Annotated in this window: 14 protein-coding genes; 1 reads left to right on the top strand and 13 read right to left on the bottom strand. The window is 58.2% G+C overall.

What is annotated here, in order from left to right:
• Positions 1–56: 56 nt before the first annotated feature.
• The 4 genes from HCG46_RS09060 to HCG46_RS09075 are packed head-to-tail and all read right to left on the bottom strand — an operon-like array spanning position 57 to position 3354.
• Positions 57–839 carry a class I SAM-dependent methyltransferase gene (locus tag HCG46_RS09060; protein WP_168685863.1) on the bottom strand — a complete coding sequence of 261 codons (783 nt, stop codon included), beginning with the start codon at positions 837–839 and terminating at the stop codon, positions 57–59.
• A complete protein-coding gene (locus tag HCG46_RS09065) occupies positions 836–1888 on the bottom strand; it encodes a glycosyltransferase family 4 protein (protein ID WP_168685865.1) in 1053 nt (350 codons plus the stop codon). Before HCG46_RS09065 ends, HCG46_RS09060 begins: the two co-directional genes overlap by 4 nt.
• Positions 1889–1894: 6 nt before the next feature.
• Positions 1895–2293, bottom strand: coding sequence for a 6-carboxytetrahydropterin synthase (locus HCG46_RS09070; RefSeq protein ID WP_077290549.1), 399 nt, complete (start codon positions 2291–2293; stop codon positions 1895–1897).
• A gap of 38 nt (positions 2294–2331) precedes the next feature.
• Entirely contained in the window at positions 2332–3354 is a 1023-nt protein-coding gene (locus tag HCG46_RS09075) for a zinc-binding alcohol dehydrogenase (RefSeq protein ID WP_168685867.1), read from the bottom strand.
• A gap of 147 nt (positions 3355–3501) precedes the next feature.
• Between HCG46_RS09075 and mdoH the strand changes: the two genes are divergently transcribed.
• Positions 3502–5274, top strand: a complete 1773-nt coding sequence (gene mdoH, locus HCG46_RS09080; RefSeq protein ID WP_209009427.1) for a glucans biosynthesis glucosyltransferase MdoH — start codon at positions 3502–3504, stop codon at positions 5272–5274.
• 159 nt (positions 5275–5433) lie between these two features.
• Here mdoH and ptsN read toward each other — a convergent pair whose 3' ends face one another.
• The 9 genes from ptsN to cueR all read right to left on the bottom strand — a co-directional run bounded on the left by ptsN (position 5434) and on the right by cueR (position 12578).
• Positions 5434–5901, bottom strand: a complete 468-nt coding sequence (gene ptsN, locus HCG46_RS09085; RefSeq protein WP_023001645.1) for a PTS IIA-like nitrogen regulatory protein PtsN — start codon at positions 5899–5901, stop codon at positions 5434–5436.
• Positions 5902–5961: 60 nt separating this feature from the next.
• Positions 5962–6549: a ribosome-associated translation inhibitor RaiA gene (raiA, locus tag HCG46_RS09090; RefSeq protein WP_023001646.1), complete on the bottom strand. Its 588-nt coding sequence runs from the start codon at positions 6547–6549 to the stop codon at positions 5962–5964.
• A gap of 291 nt (positions 6550–6840) precedes the next feature.
• Positions 6841–8394 (bottom strand): RNA polymerase factor sigma-54, encoded by a 1554-nt coding sequence (gene rpoN, locus HCG46_RS09095; protein ID WP_023001647.1) that lies wholly within the window; start codon positions 8392–8394, stop codon positions 6841–6843.
• A gap of 89 nt (positions 8395–8483) precedes the next feature.
• Complete coding sequence (gene lptB / locus HCG46_RS09100; RefSeq protein ID WP_023001648.1) at positions 8484–9239, bottom strand: LPS export ABC transporter ATP-binding protein; 756 nt, start codon at positions 9237–9239, stop codon at positions 8484–8486.
• A 124-nt stretch (positions 9240–9363) separates the two neighbouring features.
• Positions 9364–9942: an LptA/OstA family protein gene (locus HCG46_RS09105; RefSeq protein WP_023001649.1), complete on the bottom strand. Its 579-nt coding sequence runs from the start codon at positions 9940–9942 to the stop codon at positions 9364–9366.
• Positions 9943–9945: 3 nt separating this feature from the next.
• On the bottom strand, positions 9946–10596 hold the full coding sequence (lptC, locus tag HCG46_RS09110; protein ID WP_208984459.1) for an LPS export ABC transporter periplasmic protein LptC: 651 nt from the start codon (positions 10594–10596) through the stop codon (positions 9946–9948).
• Positions 10597–10641: 45 nt separating this feature from the next.
• Complete coding sequence (locus HCG46_RS09115) at positions 10642–11262, bottom strand: ribonuclease H-like domain-containing protein (protein ID WP_031269608.1); 621 nt, start codon at positions 11260–11262, stop codon at positions 10642–10644.
• A gap of 465 nt (positions 11263–11727) precedes the next feature.
• Positions 11728–12153 (bottom strand): cytochrome c, encoded by a 426-nt coding sequence (locus tag HCG46_RS09120; RefSeq protein ID WP_168685871.1) that lies wholly within the window; start codon positions 12151–12153, stop codon positions 11728–11730.
• Positions 12153–12578 carry a Cu(I)-responsive transcriptional regulator gene (gene cueR / locus HCG46_RS09125; protein ID WP_055658337.1) on the bottom strand — a complete coding sequence of 142 codons (426 nt, stop codon included), beginning with the start codon at positions 12576–12578 and terminating at the stop codon, positions 12153–12155. The genes HCG46_RS09120 and cueR overlap by 1 nt, the downstream gene beginning before the upstream one ends.
• Between the last annotated feature and the right edge of the window lie 8 nt (positions 12579–12586).

A 12586-nucleotide genomic window follows, 5' to 3' on the forward strand; every position in this document is an offset into this window, starting at 1 on the left:
TTTAGGCAGCCCACCCGGTTTCAACAAGTCCCGGGAGGATGCCGAATACCTGTGTCTTAGGGCAAGGCAGTGAAATCGACGTGACCGACGCTAAGCGTGAGTTGACCGGAAGCGATGTGTTCCTGCCGCTGCGACCACCATTGCGCCAGTTCCGTCTCGTCCAGCGCGACTTCCCTGCCGACGTTGCACCAGCCTCCGAGAAGCTCTTTCAGGAAATCCGCTGACGAACTGTCTGCCTGCCAGTCAGACCGGCCCTGCACCACCTTGTAGCCTCGATCCCGAAACAGTTCGATGGCACGCATGGCAGCGGACGGACCGAGGGCTGGACCAAACCCCTTGTCAGACAGCTGATGCGTGTTGTGTGCGGCCAACAACGCGGCATCAAGGGAAAGTTGCGGGGTGAAAAGCGCGCGGCCATCGTAGGTCAGGCTTGCCAGAAACGGTTTTCGCGCCTTCACGACCTGATCGACCAGCCGGACAAGAAACGGCTCTGCGACCAAGTCCAGAAAAGCGGATGTAGTCACCGCGTCAACCTCGGCAAACGGCAGCTCCTCCAGATCGCTCGCAAGGTCGATCTGCCGCGTTGTTACCCTGTCCTGCCAGCGCTGCCCGGCAACTTCCAACAGAGCCGGATCGTAGTCGGTCAAAAGCCATTCGATCGAAGTGCATCGATGCCGAGCAAGAGCCGAGACAGTCGAGCCTGCTCCACTTGCGAGATCCATTATGCGCATCGGCTGACTGCCGAGAGCCGTGAAGAATGCGGTTTCAACGTCCTTATTGCGAGCCGCCAGATCGACCGGTTCGCGCAAGGCAAGCCATGCTGGTGAAAAACCACTCATCGGCCATTATCCTGCAACAGGTCTGCAAACTTCCGTGCCGCATCCGTCCAGTCCGGCAAGAGTTCAGCGGCCTTTCTGGCTTCAGTGCTCAATCCCGCACGTTTCTCGCGGTCGGAGATGAGTGTTTCGAGCGCGTCACGCAAAGCATCGACATCCTCGACGCCGCAGTAGATGGCAGCTTTCTCCGGAAGTGTTTCCTTCACCGCGCCGCCACCGCTACCGATTACCGGCAAACCGTGGGCAAGCGCTTCGGTATAAGCCATGCCGTAGCCCTCATACCGGCTTGCGAGCACGAATACCTCTGCCGAGCGATAAAAGTCGCCAAGGTCTTGCGCCGGAACAGCCCCGTGAAAGGTAATCCTGTCGAGAAGTTCCAGCTCACGCGCCTGGCCTAAGAGCGCCTGGTAACATTCAGGATCCGCCTCAAGCCCGCCGACGATATCCAGATGCCAGCGCAACTTCTTGAGGCTTGCAAGAGCGGTCAGCAAGAGATCGTAGCCCTTGCGTGGCAGCAAGGTGCCGACCGACAACAGCTTCGTGACGTCGTTCTGTGGGCGTTCATACGGCTCAGGCTTTTCCGTGCCGGGCAGAACAGCGGTGATGCGGTCCGGAGATATGCCGAAAAGCTCTTCAACCTGGGTGCCTGTTGCGGGACTGGTCACGATGACATGACGGGCAAAAGCCAGCACTTTGTTTTCGCTCTGGAAAAGAGCTTCAGCCTGTTCCTTCGACAAACCGTTTTCGACGCAGAGTGGGTGGTGCACAAGCGCAATGAGAGTGATCCGGTCCTGCAGTCTTTCCATGGCTCCCGCCATTACACCAAGTGCGAGACCGTCGACGACAACAAGCGACCCTTCCGGCACCGACGACAGCCGGGCTTCGGCTTGCCGAAGCGTTTCTTCGGTGGGAAACGGAAAGCCGTCCCCAAGCGAAACCAGATCAACCTCCCAGCCAAGCGTGCGCAGACCGGCGACGATCCTGCGATCGTAGCCGTAGCCACCGGTCGGTGTGTTGAAATCTCCCGGATAGGCAAAGACAAGTGCGGGCATGAGCGGTCAGATCCCGGCTTCGTACCAGGCGCGCGCGACGTGGGATTCTGAGATTGTCACGCGGATCGCCTTCAGTTCAGATCCCGGACGTCCGAGCTTGTCCGCTCTGGCAGCCTTGGCCAGGTGATCATGGATGTGCTTTGTCAGAAACTCGGTCGTGGTGTTGATGCCCGCAAATTCCGGCACCTCGTCGAGGTTCTTGTAATTCAGAGGCTGCAGGACTTGCTTCAACGCATCATGCGCCCGGCCGATGTCGATCACCACGCCGTTGGCGTCAAGGCTGTCGGCCAGAAACGCGGCATCGATGACAAACGTGGCGCCGTGCAATGCCTGGGCCGGACCGAACAGTTCTCCCTTGAAGGAGTGGGCAATCATGACGTGATCGCGTACTTCAACTGCAAACATCTTATCATCCTGAAATCATGAGGAAAATTGAGAGCTTTTCAAATGACGGCTTGGTTGGTTCCGTCATATACGACGAGGGCGGCAAGCACATCTGACGCCTTGTTCAACAAATCGGGAAGACGATCCGGGAGCTCGGCAAACGCCACCTTGTGGGTGATGAGACGGTCGAGGGCAGGATCGGCCAGGAGGCCAAGAGCCGTTTCCAGCCTGCGGCGGTAAGTCCAGCGGGCCTGCCGATCGATCGGGATCGTTCCAACCTGACTGGAAACAAGCTTCAGGCGGCGGCAGTGAAAGTCTGCTCCCAGCGGAGCCGTGACCGCATGCGCGCCGTACCAGCTCAGCTCGACGATGGACGTACCGTCGCCGGCACAGGCAAGCGCCGTCGCCAGTCCCGCCGACGTGGCGCTTGTGTGAAACACCAGATCCTGGTTAGCCGGCGCATCTTCCGGCAGTGTAAATTCCAGACCCAGCCCGATGGCAACTTCCGCTCGGTCAGGGTTTGTATCCACGACAGTTACTTTTGATCCGGGTAACTGCCCGGCAACGTATGCGGTCAAGAGACCGACGACACCACCGCCGACCACGCAGATGTGATCCCCCGGTGATGGTTTTCCGTCCCATAACGCATTAAGTGCCGTTTCCATGTTGGCCGCCAAGACGGCTCTTTCGGCGGAAACGCCCTGGGGAACCGGCACGCACGACATGGAGGGGAGCGTAAAGACGCTTTGATGAGGGAAGAGAGAAAACACAAGACAGCCGTTGAGATCCGGGTCTCCTGCTATGACCCTGCCGACGTTTGCGTATCCGTATTTAACCGGAAACGGGAAATCTCCCTCTTGATGCGGCGCCCGCATGCGCTGCCATTCACTCGACGGAACGTCGCCGCGAAAGACAAGGCCTTCCGTTCCCCGGCTTATCCCGCTAAAGAGCGTTTCGACCAGCACTTCGCCGGTTTGCATCTCATTCAAGGAAACAGTCTCCAGTCCGCATCGACCGGGCTCGGTGTACCACAGCGCCTGCGGTTTACCTGTGTCGCGCGTCACCGGTACGTCTGCGGTCATCCTTTATCCTCTGCGGTCATCAACCCTTGCCTTTGTCAACGTTAGGACATTTTGACATGCGCACTATTGCGATGATCGCTCCGATTGGAAGTCAAAAAAATGTTTCGGGTCTTTGACATGCCAAAATTCAATGGATCAATTGCTCCTATGACCGCACGGCGTTTGACGTTCGCGGCCCTTATCGGGCTCAGTTTTGCCGGCCTCGCCACCTTGATGACGCTGACGCTTTCTCCTGGTGGATATACGGCGCTCGACCTTTTCATTCTTGTCTGCTTCATGATCACCCTGCCCTGGACCATCATAGGTTTCTGGAATGCGGTGATCGGCCTCCTCATCATGCGGCTTTCCAGAAACCCTGCTGATGCAGTCTGCCCGATCGAGCACGGCGACCCCACACAGCCGCTGCGAAGCTCGACAGCGCTGCTGTCCTGTGTCCGCAACGAAGATACTGAAAGCCTGGAAACCAATCTGAACGCCATCGTGTCTCACTTGATACGCGCAGGCGAAGCAGACCGGTTCACCCTTTATGTGCTCAGCGACACCAATATGGACGACGTTGCCCTTCAGGAGCAGCAGATGACGTCCCGGCTGAAAGATCGCTTCGAAGGCCAGATGGAGGTGGTCTATCGGCGGCGCACGGACAATCGCGGTTTCAAGGCCGGCAACATCGAAGACTTCTGCGAACGTTGGGGCGATCGACACGAGTTTGCACTGGTGCTGGATGCCGACAGCTACATGTCGGCCGACGCTATTGTCGGACTGGTGCGCCGCATGGAAGCCAATCCCCGGCTCGGCATTCTCCAAAGTCTCGTGGTTGGCCTTCCGACAGACAGCGCATTTGCGCGTGTCTTCCAGTTCGGCATGCGGCTTGGCATGCGTTCCTACACCATCGGCAGTGCCTGGTGGCAGGGTGACTGCGGCCCCTACTGGGGACACAACGCCATCTTGCGGATCAAACCGTTCAAGGAAAGCTGCCGTCTGCCGGAACTGCCCGGGAAGGGCCCGCTCTCGGGAACCATTCTTTCCCATGATCAGGTGGAAGCCGTCCTGATGCGCCGCGCCGGCTACGAAGTGCGCGTACTGCCGCTTGAAACGGGCAGCTATGAAGCCAATCCGCCTCATCTGCTGGAGTTTATCCGCCGTGACTTGCGCTGGTGCCAGGGCAACCTGCAATACCGCCGGCTGATCGGGCTTCCTGGCCTCAAACCCGTTAGCCGGATGCAGCTGGTGCTGGCTATCCTGATGTTCCTCGGCTCTCCTGCGTGGCTGGGCTTCATGACATCGGCGGCCATCCTCGGCATGGTCACCGACTACATGCCATATCGCCCTGACACTGGCGCCCTGCTCTTCTTCACCGTCCTGACGATGGTGTTCGCGCCGAAACTGGCAACCGTCGCCGACGTGCTCGCCCGTCCGGACCTTCGCAAGGCCTTCGGCGGGCCGATACGTGTCGTCGTGAGCGTTCTTGCGGAAATCGTCTATTCGGCAATGCTGGCACCGATCATGGCCGTGGCGCACTCGCTGTTCATGGGCGGGCTCCTGTTCGGCAAAACCATCGGCTGGGGTGCGCAGGCACGTGGTGTCCAACGACTGCCGGTCTTGCTGGCGGCCCGCAAGCTCTGGCCGCAGACACTCTTCGGACTTGCAGGTCTTGCCTGGCTTTCCACTCAGCCTATCGATCTGGTGTGGCCGGTCATTCCCGTGGCCATCGGGCCGCTTCTGGCAGCAGTCATCGCGGTGACAACCTCTACCAGAACACTTGGCCGGATCGCGATCCGTTCAACCCTGTGGCGTATTCCCGAAGAGACCAATCCCCCTGCAGAGCTCGCAGACCTTCACCTGCCGGCGCTTACCAAAGGTGCAGTCGCCGTCCAGCAGCAAGGGCTCGTTCAGGGCGATGCCAATCCGGCGAAGGCCTGACACGGATCAGCCTCGCGCACTGGGACCTGCCAAGTCCATTGAGGGCTGGGTGACACCAGGTGAACCGTCCAAAGCCTCCTTGCTGGCTGAACGCTCCGCATACGAACCAAAAGACCGGCCTCGCAGCCGGTCTTTTTGCATCAGAGACTTTGAAACGGATTAAGCCGCGTTGGAAGATGCCAACGGCTGGGTCAGAAGATCGTAGATCTCTTGCGCATCATGGGACGCGCGAATGCCCTGGGTGACGGCGCCGTCGCGGAGCTGGCGTGCAATTCGGGCCAGAGCCTTCAAATGGTCGGCACCAGCGCCTTCCGGCGCCAGAAGCAGAAACACCAGGTCAACCGGCTCATCATCGAGAGCATCGAAATCGACTGGTTTTTCCAGCTTCGCGAACAGTCCTACCAGACGGTCGAGCCGTGTCAGCTTGCCGTGCGGGATCGCAATGCCGTGACCGACACCTGTAGAGCCCAAACGTTCGCGCTGAAGAAGCGTGTCGAAGATTTCCCGTTCGGAAAGACCGGTCAGTTCAGACGCCTTACCGGCGAGTTCCTGAATTGCCTGTTTTTTGCTTTTGGCCTTGAGCCCGGCAATTACCGCGTCTTTACCCAGAAGATCACCAAGATCCATTAGTCCGCCTACAAGTTTCAGAAGCCGGCTTCCCTGAGGAAGCCGACCCCATCCGCATCCTTATTCGGCAGCCTGATTGGCTACCAATGCTGGATCTATCCAGCCAATATTGCCGTCTGGCCTGCGATAGACAACATTGACACCGCCATTTGCCGCGTTTTTGAACAACACGACCGGCGCTTCGGTCAGATCCAGCTCCATTACCGCCATACCGACGGTCATCGTTTTAACTTTCGCGGAAGTTTCGGCAATCACCAGCGGATTGAAATCCACCGGCACTTCCTCGTCTTCCTCGGGCGAAGCCAGCACATAAGATGCTGCTTCCAGAGCCTCCCGGTCGTGGCCGTTGGGGCCATGATGGTCCTTCAGCTTGCGCTTGTAGCGGCGAAGCCGCTTTTCGATCTTTTCCGCAGCCATATCGAAACTGGCGCGCGGGTCCTGATCCTGCGCGGACACTTGAAGTACAATACCGGTGTCCAAATGCAGGCTGCATTCAGACTTGAAGCCTGTGCCCTCCCTGCTGAGCGTAACGTGGCCTGTGAAGCCGCCTGTGAAATATTTTTCCAGAGCGTCTTCGATTCGGTCTGTGACGTGGACGCGCAGTGCATCGCCTACATCGACATTCTTACCCGAAATCCGCAAAGCCATGGGGACCTCTTCTTTTTCTATTGACCGATAGGTCACCGGCGTTGCCGCCGGTGTTGAAACGCGAGACGTTTCAAGCTTACAGAATGGACCAGTCAGCGCCGAAGCGCCATCCCCTGTTTACGTCACGAGGGCGGTGCTATAATTGCGCTCGCTCAAAGAGTCAATTGATTATGAATTAAAGAAACAAAGTTGAAAAAGAGCCGTGTAATTGCCTTGTATTGTTTCAGTGGAAATCTCTGAAACATTTTAAATATTGCACCATTGAGCCCTAACGGCAGATCACATCAGGACTTAAAGTCGCACGTTTTTTTCACGCCGGCGCTGAACGGACGAACCGATCTTCATGGCTTCGCGGTATTTGGCGACCGTCCTGCGGGCAATATCGACACCGTCGTCCTTCAGAATTTTGACAATCGTATCGTCCGACAGGATCGACTTCGGATCCTCGGCATCGATCATCTGCTTGATCCGGTGCCGGACCGACTCCGCCGAATGGGCATCGCCACCCACCGTTGCGGAGATGGCGGAAGAGAAGAAGTATTTGAGCTCGTATATGCCGCGCGGGGTCGCCATGAACTTGTTCGACGTCACCCGGCTGACCGTCGATTCGTGCATGCCGATCGCTTCCGCGACGGTCTTCAGGTTGAGCGGACGCAAATGGGCGATGCCGTAGGTGAGAAACCCGTCCTGCTGCCGGACAATCTCAGTCGATACCTTGAGGATCGTACGGGCGCGCTGATCAAGGCTCTTGGCCAGCCAGTTGGCCGTCTGCAACGAGTCGGTGAGATATTCCTTCTCCGTCTCGTTTCGGGCCGTCTTGATGACCTTGGCATAATAGGTCTGATTGACGAGCACTTTCGGCAGGGTGTCCGAATTCAACTCGATCGCCCAGGTGCCGTCGTTGGCCGGGCGCACGAAGACATCCGGCACCACCGGCTGCACCAGCGCCGATCCGAAGAGACTGCCGGGCTTGGGATCGAGTGCGCGGATTTCCGCAATCATCTCGACCAGATCCTCATCATCGACACCGCAAACCTTGCGAAGCCCCGGCAGATCGCGTCTGGCCAGCAGTTCAATATTGTCGATCAGCGCTTCCATGGCCGGATCGTAGCGGTTCTTGTCGATGAGCTGCAGCTTCAGGCATTCGGCCAGGTTACGTGCAAACACGCCTGCGGGCTCAAAGGTTTGCAAGATGGCCAGAACGCTTTCCAGCCGCTCGGTTTCGACCCCGAGCTGCTCCGCCGTCTCATCGAAATCCAGGTAAAGGTAGCCGTTTTCATCAAGCGAGTTGATCAGATGGGTCGCGATCAGCTTGTCGGCTTCATCGCCGATCGCCAGATGCATCTGTTCTTCAAGAGACGTGACCAGGGAGGCTTCGTCGGCAACGAAGGCCTCCAGATTGTAATCTTCAGAAGCACCACTGCTGCCGGCGTTCTTGTAACTGTCACCGGCCTTCAGAAGAGCCGGATCCGGCGATGCAGGCACGCCGGGCTCATCGGGAAAGACGTTGCCCAGATCGGTATCCATGCGTGAGGCAATGGCCTCCGACCCGGTTTCCAGATCGTTCTGCATCCAGTCGCCGGTATCGGGCTCGTCGCCCTGGCGGGTCTGATTGTCCGCGCCATCGCCAAATGCGTCTGCAGCGGCGTCCCTGCCGCCATCCCCCTCGCCTCCGCCTTCGGCGATGTCGTTCTTTTCCAGAAGCGGATTTCGTTCCAACTCGGCTTCGACATAGGCAACGAGATCGAGATTGGACATTTGCAACAGCTTGATCGCCTGCATCAGTTGCGGCGTCATGATCAGCGACTGACTTTGTCGCATCTCCAGCTTGGTTGAAATGGCCATTGAGTTCCCAGGCAAGCGTTATTTCAAGTTGGTCTGCTTTTTGCTTCTTGATTGCAGACCGAGTGTATAACGTAGCTGGCGGCGTGTCATCAAAGCGTAAACTGTTCACCCAGATAAAGCCGGCGCACATCCGGATTGGTGACAATTTCCTGGGGGAGCCCTTCCGTCAGAACCTCGCCCGAAGCGATGATGTAGGCGCGGTCGATGAGGCCGAGCGTCTCGCGAACATTGTGGTCCGTTATCAGAACGCCAATGCCACGCTGGGTCAGGTGACGCACGAGCTGCTGAATATCCCCTACCGCGATGGGGTCGATACCTGCGAAAGGTTCATCGAGCAGCATGAAGGACGGACGGCTTGCAAGTGCGCGGGCAATTTCAACGCGGCGGCGTTCACCACCGGAAAGGGCGATACTCGGCGATTTCCGCAAGTGGGTGAGGCCGAATTCAGCCAGCAGCTCATCTAGCTCCTCCCGGCGTTTCTGCCGGTTCGGCTCGATCACTTCCAGAACGGCGCGGATATTCTCTTCCACCGTCAGGCCACGGAAGATGGACGCTTCCTGGGGCAGGTAGCCGATGCCGAGCCGGGCGCGCCGGTACATGGGCATGCGGGTGATGTCGAAGCCTTCCAGCGAGATCTTGCCCTGATCCGGCCGGATCAGCCCGGTGATCATGTAGAAGGTCGTGGTCTTGCCGGCACCGTTCGGCCCCAAAAGGCCGACGGCTTCGCCAGGCTTCACGGACAGGCTCACATATTTCACCACCTGGCGGCGGCCATAGGTCTTGCCGATGCCATCGACGACCAGCGCCTGCGACAGTTCTTCGCCATCGTGGCCCGTTTCCGGCATGCTTCCCTGCAATCCGTTATACTCCGAAGACGTTCTCTTCACTGGCGCGCCGTCCATCCGATCATTGCCGCGGCTTCACATAAGGTCTGAGGCCGACACTGTCGAGTCGAACCAGCCGTCAATATCAGTTGCCGTTTTGGTCGTTGTTCACACTGTTAGGCTGAATGCGCACCTTGACGCGGCCGCTGCCCTGGCCGGACACCTTGCCGTTGCCGGCGCTCAGATTGGCCTGGCCGGTCTTCAGATTGACGGTCAGCCTGTTCCCGACGACAACATTCGGTCCCTGGCTGAGCACGACTTCCTTGCCGGTCATCACCATGACTTCCTTGTTCATGTCGAAGCTGGCTTCGTCGCCCTTCGCGGTCTGGTCCTTGGAGGTGATGAACACGCCTCCCGCCGCTTCCAGCTTCGAAATCTTCTGCTGGACGGCGCTTTCTTCGGTCTTCTCAGCACCAGAGCCGACGTAGAACACCTTGAGCCGCTGCGTCTTGAGGCTGGTTTCGCCCTGCGTGACCAGCACATCGCCAACGAAGGTTGCGGTGTTGTTGTTGTCTTCGACCCTCAGTTCACTCGCCTCGATCTCGATAGGCTCACCATCGTTCGACCCGAAGCCGGCGAAGGCATCGGAGAAGGTCTGGGCATGGGCCGAACCGGCAAGAAGGGCTGCGGCGGCGGCAATCGTCATGCGTTTCAGAAAAGTCATCTCTTACTGTCCTTGCGAAGCAGGATTGAGGGTCATCTTGATACCGTCGGAAAACCTGACGATTCCCTTGGCTTTATCATAGTCGAGTTTGCCCGCCACGACACGGCCCTGATCGGAACGAATGGACACGACCTGCGAGGTCTTCAGAGCCCCGTTGCTGAGGTCGATTTCCACTTCGGACAGGTCGACCGTGTAGCCCTCACTCCATTCAAGCTGAATGCCTTCATAGAGCCGCAAGCTCTCCGTCGCGTTGTTGTAGGTACCTTTCAGCGCCACAATCTGCGCGCTCTGGTCCTTGCTGAGCGTGATGTCGGCCCGAATGGTCTCAAGATCGATGACGCGCGGGTCACTGAGGCGCTGGATCGCCCTGTAGGCGGTTACACGGTAGGAGCGGTCACCATCATGACCCGACAGTTCGGGATGATCCATCACCAGCCCCTCGCTGGTCAGCATCATGTTGGTGGCACCAAGCCCGCTGAGCACGTTGAACAAGACCACAAGCCCGACCATGACTGCCAGAATCAACAGCCCGACGCCAGGAAACAGCCAGCGCATGATGCGCACCATCAGGCTGTGCCGGCGCGCGGCTCGTTGGGCGCGGGTCAATGGTCGCCTGGCCGCATGTCCGTGCATATGATCGCCAACAGCGCTCAATCCATTCTCCGAAATCGTGTGCCCGATCTCCTGGCACCTAAGCCATTACGAGTGGGCGAAAATATCGTTTTCTTCCCAGCCCTTCAGATCGAGTTCTGCCCGCGTCGGCAGGAAATCGAAACAGGCCCGGGCAATATGACTACGTTCTTCACGCTCCAGCATCATTTCCAGCCGTTCCTTCAAGGCGTGCAGATGAAGCACGTCCGAAGCCGCGTAGGCCAGTTGGGCGTCGCTCAATGTTTCTGCAGCCCAATCCGAGCTCTGCTGCTGCTTGGACAATTCAACCCCGAGAAGTTCGCGCGTGATATCCTTCAGTCCGTGGCGATCCGTATAGGTCCGAACCAGTTTGGAGGCGATTTTCGTACACCAGATCGGCGAGACCTGGATGTTCAAATAGTGCTGAAGCACCGCAACATCAAACCGGGCGAAGTGGAATATTTTCGGTTTGGCCGTATCGGTCATCAGCGCAGCGAGGTTCGGCGCCTCGCTCTGGCCGCGTGCGATCTGGACCACATCGGCGCTGCCATCGCCCGGTGAAAGCTGCACAACACAGAGCCGGTCACGATGCGGGTTGAGGCCCAGGGTCTCGGAATCGACCGCCACCGCACTTGCCGTTTCATAGGCTTTCAGATCGGGCAAATCGCCCTTGTGATAGCGGATGGTCATGACGTTTCGTCTCCTCTGGCCTGTCCCGAGCACAATTTCTGTCGATGCTCCTGCCATACTGATCCGGCAGGACACCTGTTTCTTATCTTCAATGACCGCACCTGCATTTATGCCATGACACATGAACACAGGTTGAACGACCGCAAATGTTATTGCCTGCCGACTGCCCGCAACAGGCAAACGACAGGCCGCTTTTTCGAATAAGTTTTCCGTCAGGTAAAACATGCGGCGGGATGAGGCAAGCCGGTTGACCGCAGAACCATGCCGATACGTGAAGAGAATGCTATTTCTTGATACGAATTGCCTGGTGGCAGCTCATTGCAATTCCAGTCCCAAGTCGCAAACAACGCACCAGGTACTCGGCCGCCGGCCATCCCTCTTCCATGACCGGTTCGGAAAGATGGCGCGACAGCCGAGGCCAACAAACACCCCCCCGGTTCAAAGCTCGCGCCCGCCCCTTCGAGTTCAGTTGATCCCGTTTGCCCGCTGAAGCGCGCGTACATAGGCAACGATCTTTAGTACATCCTCCTGGCTGACACCATCCACGGGCGGCATATCGCCAAATGGCCAGTGGTGCGCACGCACGCCACGGGAGACTGCAAGCAGAAATGCCCCGTCGGCGTGATGGCCAGGCTCGTAAATCTTGTGTACCAGCGGAGGCGCGATGCCATCACGCCCGGCAGCGTTGTCGCCATGACAACTCGCGCAGTTTTCGCGAAAAAGAGTTTCGCCAGCCAGGGCGTCTCCTTCCAGGGCCGGGACTTGCACCGACACCAGCGCGGCTCCACTGGCGGCAGGCGGTTGTTCCTTTCCGGACACGAGCCCCCAGAACAGAATGCCCAGCACAACAACGGACAAGATCGCTGAAACTGTCAGAAAGATCCTGCTCATCAAGCCTGCCTGCTATCTTCATCCAGCTGATCGTGGTCATGCTGGCCGGAGAGATCGTCGATGATCGGGCAGTTGGGCCGATCGTCACCATGGCAGGCGGTCACCAGCTCTGACAGAACCTTCTTGAGTGAGCGCAGCTCCTCGATCTTGCGATCCACTTCCTTGATCTTCGCCCGGGTGATCGCCTTGACGTCGGCACTTGCCCGGTTGCGGTCTTCGTAGAGAGACAGAAGTTCACGGCACTCGTCGATGGAAAACCCAAGGCTGCGCGACCTTTGAAGGAACTTCAGCCGCTGGAGATCCGCGTCGATAAAATCGCGATATCCGTTCTCGCTGCGCAGAGGACGGACGAGGCCGATATCCTCGTAGTAGCGGATCGTCTTGACCGGCAGTCCGCTCTGTTCGGAGGCTTCACCGATATTCATTTTTCTTT

This window comes from Labrenzia sp. PO1 (assembly GCF_012273635.1).
GTDB lineage: Bacteria > Pseudomonadota > Alphaproteobacteria > Rhizobiales > Stappiaceae > Roseibium > Roseibium algicola.